18 protein-coding genes and 1 tRNA gene are annotated in these 19,550 nt (G+C 60.5%); 9 read left to right on the top strand and 10 right to left on the bottom strand.

Going from position 1 to position 19,550, the window contains the following annotated elements:
- Positions 1-69 precede the first annotated feature (69 nt).
- Both H7H48_RS15475 and H7H48_RS15470 read right to left on the bottom strand, forming a co-directional pair.
- Positions 70-1,479 carry a hypothetical protein gene (locus H7H48_RS15475; protein WP_229449924.1) on the bottom strand — a complete coding sequence of 470 codons (1,410 nt, stop codon included), beginning with the start codon at positions 1,477-1,479 and terminating at the stop codon, positions 70-72.
- Complete coding sequence (locus H7H48_RS15470; protein ID WP_229450099.1) at positions 1,476-2,231, bottom strand: GntR family transcriptional regulator; 756 nt, start codon at positions 2,229-2,231, stop codon at positions 1,476-1,478. Before H7H48_RS15470 ends, H7H48_RS15475 begins: the two co-directional genes overlap by 4 nt.
- Positions 2,232-2,469: 238 nt before the next feature.
- Between H7H48_RS15470 and H7H48_RS15465 the strand changes: the two genes are divergently transcribed.
- From H7H48_RS15465 to H7H48_RS15455, 3 genes are all read left to right on the top strand, one after another.
- Entirely contained in the window at positions 2,470-3,456 is a 987-nt protein-coding gene (locus tag H7H48_RS15465; protein WP_229449923.1) for an ABC transporter substrate-binding protein, read from the top strand.
- Between the two features lie 63 nt (positions 3,457-3,519).
- Positions 3,520-4,299, top strand: coding sequence for an ABC transporter ATP-binding protein (locus H7H48_RS15460; RefSeq protein ID WP_229449922.1), 780 nt, complete (start codon positions 3,520-3,522; stop codon positions 4,297-4,299).
- A 3-nt stretch (positions 4,300-4,302) separates the two neighbouring features.
- Positions 4,303-5,235 (top strand): ABC transporter permease, encoded by a 933-nt coding sequence (locus H7H48_RS15455; protein ID WP_255663892.1) that lies wholly within the window; start codon positions 4,303-4,305, stop codon positions 5,233-5,235.
- Between the two features lie 18 nt (positions 5,236-5,253).
- On the opposite strand, the gene H7H48_RS15450 is transcribed toward H7H48_RS15455, so the two are convergent.
- The 4 genes from H7H48_RS15450 to H7H48_RS15435 all read right to left on the bottom strand — a co-directional run bounded on the left by H7H48_RS15450 (position 5,254) and on the right by H7H48_RS15435 (position 7,864).
- Complete coding sequence (locus H7H48_RS15450) at positions 5,254-5,454, bottom strand: Trm112 family protein (protein WP_229449921.1); 201 nt, start codon at positions 5,452-5,454, stop codon at positions 5,254-5,256.
- A 36-nt stretch (positions 5,455-5,490) separates the two neighbouring features.
- Positions 5,491-6,162, bottom strand: coding sequence for an LON peptidase substrate-binding domain-containing protein (locus H7H48_RS15445; RefSeq protein ID WP_229449920.1), 672 nt, complete (start codon positions 6,160-6,162; stop codon positions 5,491-5,493).
- Positions 6,163-6,228: 66 nt separating this feature from the next.
- On the bottom strand, positions 6,229-7,260 hold the full coding sequence (gene trxA, locus H7H48_RS15440) for a thioredoxin (protein WP_229449919.1): 1,032 nt from the start codon (positions 7,258-7,260) through the stop codon (positions 6,229-6,231).
- Between the two features lie 91 nt (positions 7,261-7,351).
- Positions 7,352-7,864: a prolyl-tRNA synthetase associated domain-containing protein gene (locus H7H48_RS15435; RefSeq protein WP_229449918.1), complete on the bottom strand. Its 513-nt coding sequence runs from the start codon at positions 7,862-7,864 to the stop codon at positions 7,352-7,354.
- 199 nt (positions 7,865-8,063) lie between these two features.
- On the opposite strand from H7H48_RS15435, the gene H7H48_RS15430 reads away from it, so the two are divergent.
- Positions 8,064-8,138, top strand: a tRNA-Gly gene (locus H7H48_RS15430).
- A 210-nt stretch (positions 8,139-8,348) separates the two neighbouring features.
- On the opposite strand, the gene H7H48_RS15425 is transcribed toward H7H48_RS15430, so the two are convergent.
- Positions 8,349-8,744: a VOC family protein gene (locus H7H48_RS15425; protein WP_229449917.1), complete on the bottom strand. Its 396-nt coding sequence runs from the start codon at positions 8,742-8,744 to the stop codon at positions 8,349-8,351.
- Between the two features lie 194 nt (positions 8,745-8,938).
- Between H7H48_RS15425 and H7H48_RS15420 the strand changes: the two genes are divergently transcribed.
- From H7H48_RS15420 to H7H48_RS15400, 5 genes are all read left to right on the top strand, one after another.
- Complete coding sequence (locus tag H7H48_RS15420) at positions 8,939-9,949, top strand: TAXI family TRAP transporter solute-binding subunit (protein WP_370633395.1); 1,011 nt, start codon at positions 8,939-8,941, stop codon at positions 9,947-9,949.
- A gap of 114 nt (positions 9,950-10,063) precedes the next feature.
- Entirely contained in the window at positions 10,064-12,142 is a 2,079-nt protein-coding gene (locus H7H48_RS15415; RefSeq protein WP_229449916.1) for a TRAP transporter permease, read from the top strand.
- A gap of 98 nt (positions 12,143-12,240) precedes the next feature.
- Complete coding sequence (locus H7H48_RS15410; RefSeq protein ID WP_229449915.1) at positions 12,241-13,209, top strand: helix-turn-helix domain-containing protein; 969 nt, start codon at positions 12,241-12,243, stop codon at positions 13,207-13,209.
- An 82-nt stretch (positions 13,210-13,291) separates the two neighbouring features.
- Complete coding sequence (locus H7H48_RS15405) at positions 13,292-14,707, top strand: aldehyde dehydrogenase family protein (protein ID WP_229449914.1); 1,416 nt, start codon at positions 13,292-13,294, stop codon at positions 14,705-14,707.
- 28 nt (positions 14,708-14,735) lie between these two features.
- A complete protein-coding gene (locus H7H48_RS15400; protein WP_229449913.1) occupies positions 14,736-16,721 on the top strand; it encodes a tyramine oxidase in 1,986 nt (661 codons plus the stop codon).
- 75 nt (positions 16,722-16,796) lie between these two features.
- Here H7H48_RS15400 and H7H48_RS15395 read toward each other — a convergent pair whose 3' ends face one another.
- From H7H48_RS15395 to H7H48_RS15385, 3 genes are all read right to left on the bottom strand, one after another.
- Positions 16,797-17,279 carry a heme-binding protein gene (locus tag H7H48_RS15395; RefSeq protein WP_229449912.1) on the bottom strand — a complete coding sequence of 161 codons (483 nt, stop codon included), beginning with the start codon at positions 17,277-17,279 and terminating at the stop codon, positions 16,797-16,799.
- A gap of 87 nt (positions 17,280-17,366) precedes the next feature.
- Positions 17,367-17,975 (bottom strand): response regulator, encoded by a 609-nt coding sequence (locus tag H7H48_RS15390; protein ID WP_229449911.1) that lies wholly within the window; start codon positions 17,973-17,975, stop codon positions 17,367-17,369.
- Complete coding sequence (locus tag H7H48_RS15385) at positions 17,972-19,546, bottom strand: ATP-binding protein (RefSeq protein ID WP_229449910.1); 1,575 nt, start codon at positions 19,544-19,546, stop codon at positions 17,972-17,974. The genes H7H48_RS15390 and H7H48_RS15385 overlap by 4 nt, the downstream gene beginning before the upstream one ends.
- Positions 19,547-19,550 lie beyond the last annotated feature (4 nt).

Here is a 19,550-nt window from a genome sequence, read left to right as displayed (position 1 = left end):
AGAAGGTTGGAATTGCCTGCGCGTGAACACGTCCTGCAAGGAAATTTATTCCAGCATGTGTGTAATTCTTCAGCCCGCAGTTGGCGCAGACAGCAGCCAAAGACCGAAAACCGTGTATCCGACCATGAGAACCGCAAAAGGAATCTGGCTCATCGTGGCGCGTTGAGCCGAGCCGAAATGTCGATACGCGATCAGATGCGACAGAACCACCGCCAGCACATGCCCTCCAATGATCGCGAATGCCTGTGCATTCCAGATGATCCACGCCGATTGCGCCCCGAGCGTCGCGCCCGCCTGCACGTGCAGGCCTGCCGTTCCAAACAGGTTCCAGCCGCGCATAAGCGGGTCGGAAAGCGCGGCCAGCGCATACTGGCTGTTGATGGTGAAACCCACCAGATAGTGCGAGAAATGATAGGCAAGCGCGATGGGGATGATCGACCACGCGAGATGTCCCGCCAGTTCTAGCCAATCGTCTTCCCCGGCCAGCCGGCAGCCAAGCCACACCGCAGCCAGGAACGCGGAAAACAGCAGTCCGAACATGACGATTAGCCCGAGCGAACTCGCCCCGACCACCGCCGAACGCCCCGGGAACTCCAGCGGATTGATGCCGATGAGATCGAGCCAGAAGAATGTGTGTTTGAGTCCGTCGAAGGAAACCGAGCTCAGGGCGAACAGAAGAAAGGCGATGCCCGAAATTGACAGCGCTGCCACACCGCCAAGCTTGTAGCCCGGCAAACCAAACACCAGCTTCCGCCGCCCTTCCCTCTCGCTCACCGCAAGGAAAGAGAGGCGCGAAAGCATGCCGAAAAAGAGCGTCAGGAACTCCACCCGGCGGCTCCACGCTGCGTGTCCGAAAAGAACCATGCCTGCAAACGTGAACACCCAGTAGATCGACACCGCAACCGCGAGCCGCTCGGGATCAGCCGGTGCCAGATACACCAGTTCGAACCATGCAAATCCGCATAGGGTGAAGAACGCTGGCCATCGCCCCAGAACGCCGGGCATCCGCCAGATCCCCGTTTCAGGCACCCCCAGCCTCACAAGAAGCCGCCAGGGTCCGTACCATGGATTGATCCAGGCCCAGACATTCCCAATCACGCCCTGAACGATGGTCACCCCCACCCAGAGCAGCGTCCATACGACCAAAGGCAGCGGATTTGAGAGCGGATCGCGACTGCCCGAAAACCCGGCAAACACAAGCCCTGCGAGAATGAGAAAGGAGGCAAAGCTGATCGCCGCCCGACCGTCGAGAGGCACGGAGAACAATGCCCAACCCCGCGCCAGAAGCCGCTCGAAACCCTCAACCGGAAGAAAAACAAGAACAAGAAAGCTCAGCGCAACTGCAAGCATGCCGCCGAACAGATAATAATCCGTCGGCAAAAGCAGCACATAGCCGCGCTCAGATGCATGAGCCCAGGCCCCTCCGACGGAAGAACACAGCGCAGCACCCGCAAGAGCGGAGCGCGCGACTACCTTCATGCCTTGGACCCGGCGGCCCCTGCGCCATCCAGATCGGCAAGGGTAAAGACGTCGACCGTCAGCCCCACATGCTCTTTCATCAGTGCCAGCGCCCCCTCGAGATTGCGGTCAAGGGCAAACTCCATGAGTTGCGTATGCTGGTCAAGTGACATGGCTGCATCGAGCCCCGCGATGGCCGCTTCATGACCATCCTCAGCCCCCGCAGCCGCACGCAGTGTCGGCGTAACAGTCAGGAAGATGTGGTGCCGGCAGAGCTGCCCCCAGATCTGCGCATAAAAATGCTTGAGCCAGGTCGCATCAGCCGCGGAAAGTAGAGCCTCGTGAAAGGCCTGATGGCGTTCCACCCAGTCATGCAGGGCGTCGTCGGAAAGCCCTTCAGCGGGTATCTGGCAGCGTGAAAGGCGATAATGCGCGGTCACCACCGCAGCCTCCCAGTCGGCATTGCCCTTGCGAATGGATTCTTCCAGAAGCGTGGTTTCAATCGCCAATCGCGCCTTGGAAAGGTCCTCCAGCTCCGCTCGCGAAACCGGCGCAACCGAAAAGCCCCGATTGCTTTCAGCCGTCACGAGCCGTTCGGCCTCCAGCCGCGAAAGCGCTTCCCGCAGCGGTGTCCAGCCGAAACCATAGGCCTTCCGCAAGGCAGCGATCCGCAAGGGCGCACCCGGCATCAGCCTTGTTGCGAGAATATCGCGCCGAAGCTGGTGATAGGCTGCTTCAGTCTTCGTCAGCGGCTCCGAGCCATCCACCACGATTTGATGCAATTCTGCTCCTCCTCGGGAACAAAAGTATATATAATTTCATGCCTGTTCAACGATTATATATAGTGTTTGACAGGCATTGCCCCGACGATATGATGGCCCTTCAACGGATGGGGAGGACCATCCAGCAGAGGTTGCAGCGAAAAGCTGCGAGGTCTCTGATTTGTGTTTGGCAAGGACGCAGTTTGCTGACTGCCCCGTTTTTGCAGGCCCTGGCCCTGGGAGGAATGAGATGACTGTAAAATCACGCTTATCGTTGCGCGGCATTGTTGCTGCCGGTGCAATTATGCTTGGTCTTGGCGCGGCCGGCGCTGAGCCGATCCGCATCGGCATTGCCAATTTCGGCGAGCATCCGCAGCTCAACACCGCGATCCAGGGCTTCAAGGATGCCCTTGCTGCCGGTGGCTATGAGGAAGGCAAGGATGTTGTCTATTCGGAAAGCCACACCAATTTCGATGCCTCGCTCGTACCGCAGATGATCGCGAAGCTTCAGGCCGAAGGCCCCGCCCTCATGTACACCGTCACGACGCCCGTTTCCCAGATCGCCAAGAAGGCGCTTGCTGGCTCCGGCATCCCGATTGTCTTCTCCGCTGTCACCGACCCGGTGGCCGCCAAGCTCGTTCCCTCCTGGGAAGCGGGCGATGAAGGCATGACCGGCGCAACCGACCTGCAGGATGTTGCAGCCGTCATGGAATTCGCCAAGAAGCTCGTTCCTGACGCAAAGCGCATCGGCCAGCCCTACAATCCGGGCGAGGCCAACGACGTTGCGCTCCTTGAAAAGGTTCAGGCTGCCGCGCCGGATGCCGGGTTCGAGGTTGTGCCCGTGGGCGTCGACAATGTGAACGACATCCAGCAGCGCATTGCCTCTCTCGCCGGTAAGGCCGACGTGATCTACACGCCCGCCTCAAACCTCCTTCAGCCGGCCATCGCTGCCGTTTCGGCCGCCGCAAGGCAGGCCGGCATCCCGATCATCAATTCCGATGACGGCGCCGTGTCCGATGGCGTTGTTCCGGCAAGCTTTGCCGTGAACTATCAGCAGGTCGGCCTCAACGCCGGCAAGATCGCTCTGCAGATCCTCGATGGTACCGACCCCAAGACCATCCCGCCGATGAACCCGGCCTATGAGGACCACGCTCCGCGCATCTCGAAAAAGGCCATGGCCGCCTTTGGCATCGAGATCCCTGAAGAGTTTGCCGACTGCGACTGCATCGTCGAGTAATCCGGTCAGCCAGAGACGCGGCGCCTTCCAACAGGCGCCGCGTTCATTTCATGGGAGGTGCCGGTGCTGGAAATCCGTGCCGCACGCAAAGTGTTCTATCGGGGACAACCCGACGAGAAGATCGCCTTGAACGGGCTTGATCTCACCCTCAACACCGGAGAATTCGGCGTCGTGATAGGCTCCAACGGAGCCGGCAAGAGCAGCATGCTCAATGCCATTTCCGGTTCGCTCGCACTCGATTCCGGACAGATCCTCATCAATGGCGACGACATGACGGGCCTGCCCGTTCACAAGCGCGCCAAGCGCATTGCACGCGTGTTTCAGGACCCCATGCTCGGCACCGCCGCCAGCATGACGGTGGCCGAAAACATGCTGCTTGCCGAATTACGCAATTCCAGGCGCACCCTTCGCCACGGTCTCAACGCAAAGCGGCTGGCCGACTACCGCGAACGCCTTGCCATTCTGGGCCTCGGCCTTGAGGACCGTCTCAACACCCGTGTCGATCTTCTGTCCGGTGGGCAGCGCCAGTCGCTATCGCTCATCATGGCCGTTGGCGGATCGCCCGATCTCCTGCTCCTCGACGAGCACACGGCAGCGCTTGACCCGCGCACCGCCGATATCGTCATGGACGCAACCGTTCGCGCTGTGGAGACACTTAAGCTGACCACACTCATGGTCACCCACAACATGCAGCATGCCGTCGATTACGGTCATCGTGTCATCATGCTCAATGCCGGCCGTGTGCATCTGGAAATCGGCGGAGAAGAAAAGACCAATGTGACCGTCCCCGACCTGATCGGCCATTTCGCCACCAAGACCGACAGCATGTTGCTCGCGAGCTGACCCATGATCGATTTTCTTCAAACAACGTTAGGAAGCTTCGTCGCGCTCATCCCGGTCACGCTTGCGCAGAGCCTGATCCTCGGCTTCGTCGTCGCCGGCATCATGATTCCCTTCCGCATGCTGAGCTTTCCCGATCTCACCAGCGAGGGCGCGTTCCCCCTCGGCGGCTGCGTGTGTGGCGTGGCGCTTGCCTCCGGTCTCGGCCCCCTCACCGCAATCGGGCTGGCGCTGCTCACCGGCTTCATCGCCGGTTGCTGCACGGCCTTTATCCATCTGCGCTTCCGCATCCACACGCTTCTGGCCGGCATTCTCGTGATGACCATGCTTTACAGCGTGAACCTGCGCATCATGGGCCGCTCCAACCTTTCGGTATTCGGCACGGAAACCATCTTCGACTGGGTGCCGTTCGTGCAGCCGGGTTTCCCGCTCGCCAAGATCATCGCCGTCGGCGTCATCACGCTGGCCATCTTCCTGGCACTCAACTTCTTCTTCACGACTGAAAAGGGGACGGCAGTTCGCGCCGTCGGCGCCAACCCGGTAATGGCCGAAGCACAGGGCATCAATGTCTGGGCGGCAACCATCGGCGGCATCGGGCTTGCCGGCGCGTTTTCCGCGTTCAGCGGCGCATTGATGGTGCAGTCGCAGGGTTTCGCCGACGTGAATATGGGCCTCGGCATCCTCATCAACGGCCTTGCGGCCCTGATGATCGGCGAGGCCATCGTCGGCAAGGCAACTGTGTGGCGGCAGTTGCTCGCCCCCTTCGCCGGCGCGATGGTCTATTACCAGCTTGTCTCGCTCTGTCTGGCAGCCGGCATGCCGCCACCCGATCTCAAGCTCGCCACCGGCGCATTCGTGCTGTTGATGCTGGCCCTGCCCACGCTGCGCGCAGCGCGCGGCCGGCAGGCGGCGACCCCGCGCGAGAGCTTCCGCGAATAGAAGTGGCAAGGTGCGGCCTCAATCGAGGGGCCGCGCCTCCGAGGGCAGCATGATGGGGATTCCGTCGCGCACCGGATAGGCAAGCTTTGCGCTTTTCGAGATCAGTTCGCTGTTCTCAGCGTCCCAGCGCAGAGAGCCCTTGGTCAGCGGACAGACGAGAAGTTCCAGAAGCTTGGGATCGAGTGCCGTCCCCTTTCCGTTTTCATCTTCAACCTGCATCGGATGCTCCAGCGTTCTTTTTTGCAGCCCACCGGGCTATTGGAGCCGGTGCCCGGCTTCTCCGCCGCCCTGCGCCAAAACAATTTCCGTAATTGCGATCAGTGTGTCCGCCCGGGTTTTCAGATCGGGTGCTTCCAGCAGCGCTTGTTTTTCGGCCGGTCCATAGGGCACCATCATCGACAGCGCATTCACAAGACTTGCATCTTCCGCTTGATGTACACTGTCCCAATCCGCTTCCAGATTGTTGGCATCGAGATAAGCGCGCAATGCCTTCAAAAGTGCGCTGCGGTCCACCTCTGGTTCATCCGGTCCATCATGCAGATCGGCCTCGAAAGGCAGTATGCGGCACTGGCGGAACGGCGTCTTGACCTTCAATTCCTCCAACACCCTGAAACGGCAGATCCCGATCAGCGTTATGAGATACCTTCCATCACCGGTTTCCGAAACCGAGCCGAGGCGCCCGACGCATCCCACATCACAGAGTTCAGGTTCACCATCCGCCTTTTTCGCCCCGTCGAGACGCGGCTGAACCATTCCGATCAGCCGCGATCCGGAGAGCGCGTGGTCGGTCATCGCGAGATAGCGCGGTTCAAAAATGTTCAGCGGTAATCGCCCACCCGGCAAGAGTAGGGCCGCCGACAGTGGAAACACAGGGATCACACTGTCGATATCCCGCCCACTGCGGTACGAGCTATTGCCTGCCTTCACATGATGTCTCCCGATCTTTCCCCGATATCTGGAGCAGTCCTCCCAATAGGCAAATAATCGAAAGGCTTATGAGAACAGCAATGACGAGAGTTTACGTCGTGCTGCCAGGGTCGCCGGGTCTGTGGCGCCCCATGCTTCAAAAAATTTGAGAAGCTGGGCCCGCGCGCCGTCATCCTGCCATTCTCGGTCGGTGCGTATGATGGTCAGTAGGCTTTCGGCGGCGGCCGCACGATCGCCCTTGGCATTCTGCAAAAGCGCCAGATCAAACCGCGCCTGATGATCGGTCGGGTCCGAAGCGAGGCGCTGCTCCAGCGCGGCGCTGTCACCCAGTTCGGCAACCTGTTCGGAAAGCGCGATCTTGGCCTGCACGGCGGCGATGGGTGCGGCCTCTTTGTGCTTTTCGGGAACCTGTGCGAGCACTTGCGCGGCCTGTTCTTTCTGGCCAGCCTCGAAGAGCAGATCGGCCAGTCCGCCGATCGCCTCCACGTTTTCGGCATCCCGTTGCAGCACAGCCGAGTAAATCTGCGCTGCCATCTGCTGGTCGCCATTGGCGATAGCTTCCTTCGCCGCTTCGAGCGCACCGGCGATTTCATCGCCGCCGGTTCCGGCTGTCAGCTTTTCGATGAATGCTTTGACCTGACTTTCCGGCAACGCCCCCATGAAACCATCCACCGGCTGCCCGTCCTTGAACGCAAAGACCGCCGGGATCGATTGAACACCCAGTTGTCCGGCGACGGCGGGATGCTCGTCGATGTTCATCTTCACGAGCTTCACCTTGCCGCCAGCCGCGCGCACAGCGTTCTCGATGATTGGGGTAAGTTGCTTGCAAGGGCCGCACCACGGAGCCCAGAAATCCACCAAAACGGGTTGATTGCGAGATTCCTGGATAACGTCGGCTGCAAAATTGGCGGTCGTCGTGTCCTTGATCAGGTCAGCGGCCGGTGGTTGCGGCGCGTCCGAAAGCGAAAACCCCTGACCGACCGGCGCGTCGGGTTTGGAAGCTGGCGCGCCCCCTCCAAAATCCACATTGGTTGTATATTGCCCACCCGCGGCACCATAATTCTCAGGCTTTCCGTATGGATTGTCGCCGTTGGTCATAAAGGCCCCTTCTCTGCTTTCCGTTCGGCGTGGTCCATGGCATCTGCCAGCTTGCCGATAAAGGTATGTGTCGTCGCCCCAGATGTGGCGATCACTCGGTCACTTTCAAGACAAGCGGCGGATGTCCAGCCGCTTCAAGAAAACGCATGAGATCATCGCGGCCGATCGAAGTGGTCGCTTCGTTGGTCAGCGGATGCGCATTGATGGTCTCATTGTCTAACAAATCCGCGTCGAGCACCACTGTTACCTTGTTCTGATCGTCATTCACGACCCCGAAGACGGTCACAGATCCTGGCTCGACCCCGAGATACTCCATCAACTTTTCAGGCTTACCGAAAGAAACCCGGCTCGCTGCGTCGATCTTGTGATGAATGGTTTTCAGATCCACCTGCGCGTCCTCATCCACGGTGACGAGAAAGAAATTGTCTTTCTTGTCCTTCAGAAAGAGGTTCTTCGTATGCCCACCGGGGATTTCTCCGCGCAATGACTGCGAATCGGCGACCGTAAACAGCGGAGGATGGCGATGGGTTTTCACCTCAATGCCAAGTTCCTGCAGGTATTCCAGCAGCGCCTCAGATGATTTTGCCACGACAGGGCCTCGCATGGTCGCTAATCATTGAAGAGGTTGGTAACCGTCCACAGCCTGTAAAGGCAAGTCCGGAAACACCGCAAACGCCCCTCTCCGCCAACCGTCTTCGTGCGTTGCGAACGGAATAAAAAAAACCGCAGCGGACCTGTCGATTTCCTGTTGCATTTGCCGGCGAGATCAGACTATAAGCGCGCCGTCGGAAGCGACAAGCCGAGCGGGCGTAGCTCAGGGGTAGAGCACAACCTTGCCAAGGTTGGGGTCGTGAGTTCGAATCTCATCGCCCGCTCCAGTTTTCCTTGCGACATGAACGGCTTACAGGCTCGGGTCTCCCGGGCCTTTTTGCTGTCTGGAGCATTTTGCAGTCAGGTGGGATCACCTGACGTCCGCGCAAATGCGGGAAAACTGATGGATTGAGCGGAGCAGCGCTTCCGTGAAACGGTGAACCGCTCTGGATGCCGGGGAGCGGGCGGGCGGGCCACTCAGACGGGCCCTTTTCCCCTCAGCGATAGCGACCGTGCTTCTGCAAAACTTCGATCTTGTACCCGTCAGGGTCCTCGACAAAGAAAAAGCGGGCGAGAAGTGAGCCCTCGCGCTCGAATGCCTTGATGTCGCGCGGCTTCAGGCCGGCCTCCTTGAAACGGGCGTGCTCAGCATCGAGATCATCCACGGCGACCGCCAGATGGCCATAACCGTCACCCAATTCATAAGGCTCAGTCCGTCCCTTGTTGACGGTCAGCTCAACTTCGAAATCGGCTTCCGCATTGCGCAGGTAAACAAGGGTGAAACCGTCGAAATCGAACCGATCGGCCACCTCCAGTCCGAACGCAGTCTTGTAGAACGCGACCGATTTCTCCTCATTCAGGACGCGGATCATGGTGTGAATGCACTTGGCCAAATTGCCTCCAATTCGCTCTTCCACAGAGACTTGCAGCGCGGGCAAGTCCCATTGTTCCGGTTCGAGACCCGGCTAGGCGGTGTCCCGGTGCAAATGTGATAGAACACATTAATGGGCTATCATCAAAGATTGATGGCTGGCACAATGAATGCTAGCTCATAGAGAGTTTCATTCTTATTGTCTGGGAGGATCCCGTGAACAGACGGCGTTTTGCGATTATTGGAGCGGTTTTGTGCGGTATTGCCGCAAGCGGCATGGCCCTTGCACAGCAGCCCCAGTTTTTCCGCATCGGCACCGGCGGCACCGCCGGAACCTACTACCCGATTGGCGGCCTCATCGCCAATGCGATCTCCAACCCACCCGGCTCCCGCCCCTGCGAGGAAGGTGGCTCCTGCGGTGTGCCCGGCCTGATCGCCACGGCACTTTCGGCCAATGGTTCGGTGGCGAATGTGAACGCAATTGCCGGCGGTTCGCTCGAATCCGGCTTTTCGCAGTCGGATGTCGCCACTTGGGCATACAGCGGCACCGGCATCTGGGAAGACCGTGAGCCGGTCGAGAAGCTGCGCGCGATCGCCAATCTCTATCCGGAGACCATTCACCTTGTGGCGAGCGCCGAAAGCGGCATCGACAGCGTGGATGACCTGAAAGGCAAGCGCGTCTCGCTCGATGAGCCGGGCTCCGGCACCCTCGTCGACGCCCGCATCATTCTCAACGCCTACGGCCTTTCCGAGGAGGATGTGGAAGCGCATTACCTCAAACCTGATCAGGCAGCGGAACGTATGCGCGACGGCGCGATGGACGCCTTCTTCTTCGTTGGCGGCTTCCCCGCTGGCGCCATTGCCGAGCTCGCCAGCCAACACAAGATCACGCTCGTCTCCATCGCCGGCGATGAGGCAGCAAAGGTCACGGGCGAGCATGGTTTCTTTGCCTCCAACACTGTACCCGGCGGCACCTATGAAGGCGTCGACGGCGACGTGACCACCCTTTCCGTCGGTGCTCAGTGGATCACCAGTGCGGATCAGCCTGAAGAACTCATTTATGAGATCACCAAGGCTCTGTGGAACGACAACACCCGCAAACTCCTCGATGCCGGCCACCTTAAGGGCCGTCAGATCACCAAGGAAACCGCGCTTGACGGTGTGGGCATCCCGCTGCATCCGGGCGCGGAAAAGTTTTACCGCGAAGCGGGCGTGCTGAGCGAATAACGCTCAGAAAACTCGATGACGATTCATGGACCCGACCTGTATGATCACAGGCCGGGTCCATCTCTATCCGCCATCGAAATGCAGTTATGATGATGTCCAGAGAGGCTTTGCAGGATGGCCCATTCACCTGATACCGATCGTGCCGAAGCGCTGACCGAAGAGGAAATGAAGGCGCTTGAAGAGCAGTTCGATTCCGAAGTCCGCTTCAGACCTCTGCCGTCACTGCTCGGCTGGGTGGCCGGCGGTGCCCTCTTCATTCTCTCTTGCTATCATTATTACACATCGGGATATGGCATCCCGCAGGCCACCACCCATCGCGGTCTGCATCTGGCCTTCACCCTCGCCCTGATTTTTGTCTTCTTTGCCGCATGGCATCAGCCGCGCGAACCCCGCCGCGGGTTGCTCTACCCGCTTGGGCTTCCCGTTCTCGACTGGATCTTCGCCATCGCGGGCGCTGTATCGGCGCTTTATGTTCCCTGGATTTTTAACGAGCTGGCCTTCCGCGTCGGCGATCCGCTGCCCATCGATGTCGTGATGGGCACCGTGCTGATCGCAGTGCTGCTTGAAGCGACGCGGCGTGCCATGGGTTGGCCCCTGCCCGTCATTGCCCTGCTTTTCATCGCATATGCATATTTCGGCCAGTCGATGCCTGGTATCCTTGCCCATCCGGGCGCGAGCTGGGACAACATCGTCAACCATCTATACCTGACCAGCCAGGGCATTTATGGCACGGCGCTCGGCGTCATCTCCACCTATGTATTCCATTTCGTTCTGTTCGGTGTGCTCGCCACCCGTATCGGCCTCGGGCAGCTTTTCATCGATCTCGCATCGGCTCTTGCCGGCCGCTATTCCGGCGGCCCCGCCAAAGTGTCCGTGCTCTCCTCCGCCATGCTCGGCTCGATCTCCGGTTCATCCATCGCCAACACGGTCACGACAGGCTCGCTCACCATCCCTGCAATGATCCGCATCGGCTATCCACGCCACTTCGCGGCAGCCGTCGAGGCGGCAAGCTCCACCGGCGGCCAGATCACGCCCCCCGTCATGGGCGCGGTTGCCTTCCTGATGATCGAATATCTGGGCGTGCCGCTCACCACCATCCTGACCGCCGCGCTGGTGCCCGCCTTCATGCACTTCTTCGGCGTTCTGGTGCAGGTGCATCTTGAGGCGCGCCGCCGTGGCCTGCGTGGCCTCACCAAGGATGAGCTGCCGGTCGCCTGGACGGTCTTCAAGGCGGGCTGGCTCACCACGCTCCCGCTCTTCGTGCTGGTTGCCATCCTTCTCTCTGGCAAAACCCCCTATCTGGCTGCCTTCTGGGGCATCACGGCTTGTCTGCTCGTGCTCGTCATTCAGAATTTCCTGCGCCACGATGTGAAAACGGCCATTACCGAAAGCATTCGCGAGACCTGGGAAGGCTTCGTGGTCGGCGCGAAATATTCGCTTTCCGTCACGGCAGCTGCCGCCCTCGTCGGCGTGATTATCGGCGTCGTCACGCTCACCGGCGTCGGCTTCAAGATCGCTTATATGGTCACTTCGGTTGCTGCTGGCTGGGCGCAGAGCGTGGCAGACAGCCTCGCCTTCCTGCCCTTCGAGCTCTTCAGCGTCGCCACGCTCACCCTGCTCTTCACGCTCATCATGACGGCCATCGTCTGCGTGTTGATGGGCTGCGGCATTCCCACCACGGCCAATTACCTCATCATGATCGCGGTCGCGGCCCCCATTCTCAGCCTGCTCGGCGTCGAGCCCATCGTGGCCCATTTCTTCGTGTTCTATTTCGGCGTTCTGGCAGACATCACGCCGCCGGTTGCACTCGCAGCCTACGCCGCGGCCGGCATTGCCGGCGCGAACGCCTTCAAGGCCGGAAACACGGCCTTCCGGTTGGGCATGGGCAAGGCGCTGGTGCCTTTCGTCTTCGTCTTTTCGCCTTCCATGCTGCTTGTCACTGACAGTTTCACCTGGAACGAGTTTTTCCTTGCAACGATCGGCGCAATGCTGGGCATCTGGATGCTCTCGGCAGCCTTCACCAGTTGGCTCTTTGCACCGCTACGCGTCTATGAGCGGCTACTTCTTGCCTTCGCTGCCATCCTGTTTGTCGCTCCGGATCTTTACGCCACATTGGCTGGGGCGGTCATGGTTCTACCGGTGTTCCTGCGGCAGATGATGGTCCGCAGGCAGGAAAGTCCCTCTTCTTCCTGAGACTGGTCAAGCCGCCGGCTTGCCGAGCCGGTGAAAGCTGATTACGCTTCCCCCCGCCCTTATCTGCATGGAACACAGAACAGGGCGGGAGGAGATTTATGCTGTCTGACGAGACAAACAGCCTGACATCGCTCGATGCTTTTCAGGCTGGTGTGCGCAATGTTTGCGGGCAGTTTCTGGTGTCGCCGCCAGAGGGCGCGCGCGACATGCGCGGCCTCATCACCTTGAAGCAACGTCAGGCGCTCGCAGTCGCCGTGGTGCGCAACAGCGCTGCACGCATCAACCGGGACTGGCGCTGCATCCGTCAGGATTCCGCCGAGCACCTCTTTCTCGTCCTGCAAAAGTCGGGACACTCGGTCATGCGTCAGGGGGATGCCGATGTGCGTCTGGCACCAGGCGACTTCATCATGATCGATTCGGCCTATCCCTCGCGCTTTCTCTATGGCGATAGCGGCAGCCTGCAATACTCCGTCCATCTGAACCGTTCCGAATTCGCGCACCGTTTTGGTACGGCAGCACTCGGCGGTTGTCCGATCCCCGGTTCCACCGAGATCGGCATGGCCCTTCGCGCCACCATCGACCGGCTTGTGAATGCGGAAGATGCAGCCGCCCAGCAACATTTCATCGGCGAAGCGTTCTTCAATCTGATGGGGGCCTATCTGTGCGGGCTTGAAGCCGGCAGCCTTGCTTCCTCTCGCACAAGCGATGAGCTGCTTGTCGCCAAGGCGCGCGCCTTTATCCGCCAGCGCTTCCGCGATCCTGAATGCACCCCGGCGAGCGTTGCCTCGGCAATGGGGGTGAGCCTGCGCGCTCTGCAGCGCCGGTTTCAGGCTGCGGGCTCCTCATTGTCGGATTGCCTGATCAGCACACGGCTCGATTATGTCTGCGACCGCCTCACGGGCCAGAAATATGCAGGCACCTCGGAGCGGATTTCCAGCATTGCATTCGATGCCGGCTTCAATGACCTGTCCTATTTCAATCGCCAGTTCCGGGCGCGTTTCAGGGTCCCACCCGGCGAATACCGCCTGCATGCAGCGACGTCATCGGCCAAGAACCCGACGCAATAGTCCAAGACCGTTGGCCTGATGCGCCTCCACTATGACCGATTGATGCCGCCTGGAAAGCGGCGCTGTCGGGAGGAGGAAAACAATGGCCGATACGGCACGGTTTCACAACATCATCAATGGGCGGGCTGCACCAGCCACCGAGGCACAGCCAGTGCTCGATCCGGCAACCGGCGCACCTGTCGGCCACATGCCGCTCGGCACACGCTCCGACTTGGACGATGCCGTCAAAGCCGCTCGCGCTGCCTTTCCCGGCTGGGCCGCAACCAGCGATGAAGAGCGCAAGGCAGCCTGCCTGAAGATTGCCGACCTCGTCGAGCAGAGCATTCCCGAGCTTGCTCCGTTGCTCACCGCCGAACAGGGCAAACCCATCGGCGGCTTTGGCTCGCAATGGGAAATCGGCGCCGCCGCCGCATGGACCCGCCACACCGCCGGCCTCGATCTGCCCGTCTCCGTCCTGCAGGACAACAATGAGGGGCGCGTGGAGGTCCATCGCAAACCCATCGGCGTGGTTGGCTCCATCACCCCGTGGAATTTCCCGGTGCTCATTGCCGCCTGGCACATCATTCCTGCCGTGCGCGCCGGCAATTGCGTGGTCATCAAGCCCTCGCCCAACACGCCGCTCGCCACGATCCGTTTCGTCGAGCTCATCAATCGGGTGCTGCCGGCCGGCGTGGTCAACATCGTCTGCGGCGCAGATGAAATCGGCGCGGCCATGTCAGCCCATCCCGACATAGACAAGATGGTGTTCACCGGCTCCACCGGAACCGGCCGCAAGATCATGGCCTCGGCCGCCGAAACCGTGAAGCGCCTCACGCTTGAGCTGGGCGGCAATGACGCCGCGATCGTGCTGCCCGATATCGACCCGCAAGCCATTGCCGAAGGGCTCTTCTGGGGCGCGTTTTTGAACAACGGCCAGACCTGCGCCTGCATCAAGCGGCTCTATGTGCATGAGAGCATTTATGATGCGGTGTGCGATGCGCTTGCCGGCCTCGCCGAGGCCATCCCCATGGGCGACGGGCGGCAGGAGGGCGTCGCTCTCGGCCCCGTCCAGAACGCGATGCAGTTCGAGCGCGTGAAGGAGCTGGTGGAAGAAGCGAAAGCACAAGGTGCCCGCATCCTTACCGGAGGTGCACCATCTGGCGGCAACGGGTATTTCTATCCCGCGACCATCGTCGCCGATGCCGAGCACGGCATGCGCCTCGTCGATGAGGAGCAGTTCGGTCCCGTCTTGCCGATCATCCGCTATAGTGATGTCGAGGCCGTGATCGCCCGTGCCAATGACAATCCGAACGGGCTTGGCGGTTCGGTCTGGTCTCAGGACACCGAGCGCGCAAAGGCGCTGGCCCTGAAGCTCGAATGCGGCACCGCGTGGATCAACAAGCATGGCATGATCCAGCCCAACGCGCCATTCGGTGGCATCAAGCAATCAGGGGTCGGCGTACAATTCGCCGAGGCGGGGCTGATGGAAAATACGGTCGGCCAGACCATCATCATGTGACAACCGGGACACAGGAGGAGCAGATAACATGAGAAGACACTTATCGACCACATGCGCAGCCCTCGCGCTCACCGCCTTATGTGGTGGCGCACTCGCCCATCCGCTGGATGGCCTCTCGAAAGAAGAGATCGCCGAGGTCGTCACCATCATGAAGTCCGATGATCGGATTTCCGACGAAGCCCGTTTTCCCCTGATTGAACTGAAAGAACCCGAAAAGGCCGATGTGCTTGCCTGGAAGGAAGGCGATGAAGGCCCCCGCGCCGCCACCGTCCATGTGATTTCCGGCAACGACACCTACAAGGCCGAGGTCGATCTGGTTTCCGGTGAAATCAGCGATTTCGGCCCCATTGGCGGCCAGCATATGGTCCTGCTTGAAGAGTTCATCGGTGCCATGGATCTGGCGCTCTCTGACGAAACTTTTGTCGCAGCGCTGGCAAAGCGCGAGCTCAAGCCGGATGACGTCTTCTGCCTGCCGCTCACAGCCGGTTCCTTCGACATCGAGGCGGAAGCCGGCCAGCGCCTCATGAAGGTACCCTGCTACGTCAATCCGACCGGTTCCAACTTCTACGCCAAGCCCATCGAGGGGCTCTATGCCGTTGTCGATCTCGCGGGCAAGTCTGTCGTCGAGGTTATCGACACTGGTGTCCTTCCAGTGCCGCAGGATGCCTGGGGCTACACCGAAGAAGAGGTGGAGGCCCGCACTGGCTCCCTGCGGACCAAGAGCAATCCCGCAGTCCTGCGCCAGGAAGGCGAGCCCAACTTCACCATTGATGGCAGCATGGTGAACTGGGACATGTGGCGTTTCCGCTGGCGCGTCGACAAGCGCCCCGGCGTCGTCTTGTCCAACATAGAGGTGAACGACCGCGATACATGGCGCTCGGTGCTCTATCAGGCCCATCTGTCGGAAGTCTTCGTGCCCTACATGGACCCGGACAAGGGCTGGTATTGGCGCACCTATATGGACAGCGGCGAATATGGGTTCGGCATCTTCTTAAGCCCGCTCAGGGCGGGTGTCGACTGCCCCTCCTACGCCCGCTTCCTGCCCGCCACCGTGCATGACGATATGGGCAATCCGATCGAGATCCCGGATGCGCTCTGCATCTTCGAGCGCAATATCGGCGACCCCGCATGGCGGCACTACGAGATCTTCGCCCAGAGCGAGGATCAGGCCGTGCCGGCAGAAGGTCGCCCGGCAAACGAGCTCGTGGTCCGTTCCGCCTCACAGGTCGGCAATTACGACTATCTCATCGACTATGTGTTCGAGCAGAATGGCCGCATCCGCGTGATGGTCGGTGCGACGGGTCTTGATGCGGTAAAAGGTGCGGCCTCTACCTCTATGGCGGACGCAACGGCCGAGCAGGAAACCCGTTACGGCACACTCATCGTGCCGAATCTCGTCGCGCCAAATCATGACCACTTCTTCAACTTCCGGCTCGATTTCGACATTGATGGCCAGGACAACGTCTTCATGCGCACTGGCCTTGTGAAAGGCGAGGTCGCAGACGATCTGCCCCGTCGGTCCATGTGGGTGACGAAAGCGGAGATGCCAAAGACGGAGATGGAGGCACGCTACCGGGTCAATCCGGCAACGCCGGCCATGTACCACATCATGAACATGAGCCGGAAGATCGGCGTCGGTCATGCTCCGGGCTACATGATTCTGCCGCAGAACAGCGTCGCATACAGCCCGCTCGACACCGAAAACGACATGCCGGCGAAACGCAACGCCTATATCGACTACACATTCTGGAACACCCCCTATGCCGCAGCCGAACGCTATGCCGGCGGCGAGTATGCGTTCCAGAGCGACGGTTCGGACACTTTGGCCGAATGGGTGAAGCAGGATCGCAGCATCGACAACACCGACATCGTGACCTGGTACACGATGGGCTTCCACCACGTGCCGCAGATGGAAGACTGGCCGGTCATGTCGACCATGTGGAAGGGCATTACTTTAAAGCCCTACAACTTTTTCCCGCACAACCCAGCCCTTACCGTGCGTCTGCCGAACTAGGCTGAGACCGAACGCAGAAGAGAGAAAAGGCGCGACCGAAAGGCCGCGCCTCTTTTGTTCAGCTCGTATGGGTTATTATTCGGCGCCGATGGCGTCGAGACCCGCGCGGGCGCAGGTCGCGTCAATGTCGCCCGAGGGCGCACCGCCAACACCGATGCCCGCCACCAACGCGCCGCCGATGCGCACAGGAAGACCACCGGCCTGGATGACCAGGCGGGAGTCCATGTCGCGCAGGCCGTCATTCTGCGGGTTCTCGCCAATGAAATTCGCCAGACCCGCCGTGTCGCGGCCAAGACTTGCAGAGCTGAAGGCCTTGCCGACACTGCTGCCAGTCGTGTGCGGGCCTGAATTGTCCGCTTTCACCAGCACCTTGGTCGCACCGCTTCGTTCCACCACGGCAACGCTCACCGCATAACCTTCGGCAGCGCAGGCCTCGAGTGCAGCTTGAGCGGCCTTTTGTGCCATGTCGAGCGGGAGATAGGGCGCGGTCGGCAGATCCTGGGCCGATGCCGCGGTTGCGGCCATAAACGTGGCGGAAAGAACAATCGATCGGATCATCGGGGACTCCTTGGTTTTCGATGTCCGATCTCTAGCAACCCGCGCATTGGCGATGCATCGGTAGGTTTGCCGCCGATATCCGTAGTTCTACGGAGTTTGGCCCGCCTGCAGCCAGAATCGCGTCATCTCTGCTGCCGAGGTCGTTCCAAGTTTCGCACCAATAGACGCGCGGTGGCTTTCCACCGTGCGTGGCGACAATTCCAGCGAAGCGGCGATCTCCCTGGTGGTGAACCCGCCTGCAATGCGTTCCAGAATCTCCTGTTCGCGCGCCGTCAGACTTGCCAGAAGGTCAGCCGTCTCAGCGCGTTCGGCGGCGACCCGTTCGGCGTGGTCCAGCATGTTCTGCGCTTTCTGGATCGCATCGATCAGATCCTGCTCATCCACCGGTTTGCTCAGAAAATCCACCGCGCCATTGCGAAAAGCCTTACGGCAGGAATCGATATCTCCATGCCCACTGATCACCACCGTCGGCCACTCCACGCCGAGTGCCAGAAGCCGCTCCTGCAGCTTCAACCCGGATATCACTGGCATGCGAATATCAAGCACCAGACAGCCCGGCGGCAGTTTTCCAAGCGCCGCGAGAAAAGTTTCCGGGTCGGGAAATGCCTTTACTTCCACACCCACCGTATTGAGAAGCAGTACGAGTGCTCTGCGCACCGCTTCGTCGTCATCCACCAGATAGACAGGCCGGCTCACGCTGCGACCTCCGCTTTCATATCCACGAGGTTCAGCCGAACCTGAAACCAGGCTCCTTCCTGCGAAGGCTTGAGCTCGATCTCCCCATCCATCCGCTCTGCGAGCCGCTGCGAGAGCGCCAGGCCGAGCCCCGTGCCATGGCTCTTTCCGGTAACAAAGGGCTCAAAAATCTGGGCGCGGATCTCGGCATCCACACCGGGACCGTTGTCGCGTACATCAAGAACCGCCAGGCCCGCCTGCCGGCTGCTTTCGATCATCACCTCGCCTCGCCCCTTCGGCATTGATTCCAGGGCTTCAAATGCATTGCGAACGAGATTGAAGATCACCTGCTCCAGTTCCGTCTGATCGGCGCGCACCGGCAACGCGTCGCGCTCGAGAATAAGCCTCAAGGTCATCGCACGCTTGCGCGCCTCCGGCATCAGGAGTGCTTCCACGCCGAGTATGGCCGCATTGAGATCGGTCACCGCCACCGGGTTGCTCCGCACCGGCCTGATCCACTCACGCAGATGCGCAAGGATATCCGCTCCCCGCCGCGCCTGGCCGATCAGTTCGTCAAGCACCGAGGCGACGGCCCCTGTATCGCCATTGCGCAGAAGCCGCTTTCCTGCCTGAGCCTGGCTCAGCATCGCCGTCAGTGGCTGCGTGAGTTCATGGGCGATGCCGCTTGCCATCTCGCCCAGCGCGTTGACGCGGGAGGCGTGGGCCAGACGCGTTTCCTGGGCGCTGAGTTGTGCTGCCTGTTCAGCCTGACGCCGCCGGGCCCACTGCTGCCACAGGACAAGGCCTGCCAGGAAAACCGCCGACATCAGGATGAGTGCCGGTGCGAGCTTGGCAGGAGGAAACAACGACGCCAATGTCTGTGGAACGGCAATCTCGAGGACAAGCGGCTGTGAAGCGCTCCCCAGCCGCTGCCGGAAGGCCGTATCGCCCGCGGTTTCCTGCCCCACAAGCTGTGTTCCATCGGGAAGCGCCAGCGAGAGGTTGACCGACGGTTCCAGCCCATGACTGCGTTCTGGTTCAAGCAACCCCCGACCGTCGATGTCGAGCGCCAACCCATAACGCGCAGCATCCGTGTTCGGACTGCGCTTGACGAGCAGGTAGCGCCCCGCCGCCCCTGGCGTCGGCCTTAGAGCCAACTCACCTTGGGATGTCAAAGCGGCCTCACGAATAGCGTCCGTCACCGCCGGATTGCCCCGATCAAGCGTGTTGACTCCCGTCTCGCCGACCTTCAGCGGAACAAGTTCGATCGCCACGATCCTTGGGTAGAAACGATGGATCGTTTCGGCCACTTCCAGGAAGAGATCAAAGCGGTTTTCCCCCGCCGAAACAGCAACTGCCGATAGCGCGGTCAGGTGCGCATCGTGTTGGTCTGCCCGCTGTGAGGCTAGGCTGTGCAGAGCCCTGCCTTCGGCCGCCAACCGCGAAGACAACCGCCAACGCTCATTCGCAACAACGGCCGCGACCGTCAGAACAGCGAGCACAAGCCAGGCACCGGCGATCCTGAGAGACCTGCTTGCCTGGGGGCTTTGTTCGGGCGCATTCTGCTTCATGCGCGCGATTTTGAGGAACAATCCG

The organism is Nitratireductor sp. B36 (genome assembly GCF_020833685.1).
In the GTDB taxonomy this organism is placed as follows: Bacteria; Pseudomonadota; Alphaproteobacteria; order Rhizobiales; family Rhizobiaceae; genus Nitratireductor.
The sequence above is the reverse complement of the archived record's forward strand: the minus strand, read 5'-3'. Positions and strand labels throughout refer to the sequence as shown.

Coding starts and splice junctions, on each gene's coding strand:
- H7H48_RS15395 (WP_229449912.1), bottom strand. CDS start 17,279: ATGATCCGATCGATTGTTCTTTCCGCCACGTTTATGGCCGCAACCGCG.
- H7H48_RS15465 (WP_229449923.1), top strand. CDS start 2,470: ATGACTGTAAAATCACGCTTATCGTTGCGCGGCATTGTTGCTGCCGGT.
- H7H48_RS15400 (WP_229449913.1), top strand. CDS start 14,736: ATGAGAAGACACTTATCGACCACATGCGCAGCCCTCGCGCTCACCGCC.
- trxA (WP_229449919.1), bottom strand. CDS start 7,260: ATGACCAACGGCGACAATCCATACGGAAAGCCTGAGAATTATGGTGCC.
- H7H48_RS15405 (WP_229449914.1), top strand. CDS start 13,292: ATGGCCGATACGGCACGGTTTCACAACATCATCAATGGGCGGGCTGCA.
- H7H48_RS15450 (WP_229449921.1), bottom strand. CDS start 5,454: ATGCAGGTTGAAGATGAAAACGGAAAGGGGACGGCACTCGATCCCAAG.
- H7H48_RS15410 (WP_229449915.1), top strand. CDS start 12,241: ATGCTGTCTGACGAGACAAACAGCCTGACATCGCTCGATGCTTTTCAG.
- H7H48_RS15475 (WP_229449924.1), bottom strand. CDS start 1,479: ATGAAGGTAGTCGCGCGCTCCGCTCTTGCGGGTGCTGCGCTGTGTTCT.
- H7H48_RS15415 (WP_229449916.1), top strand. CDS start 10,064: ATGGCCCATTCACCTGATACCGATCGTGCCGAAGCGCTGACCGAAGAG.
- H7H48_RS15455 (WP_255663892.1), top strand. CDS start 4,303: ATGATCGATTTTCTTCAAACAACGTTAGGAAGCTTCGTCGCGCTCATC.
- H7H48_RS15435 (WP_229449918.1), bottom strand. CDS start 7,864: ATGCGAGGCCCTGTCGTGGCAAAATCATCTGAGGCGCTGCTGGAATAC.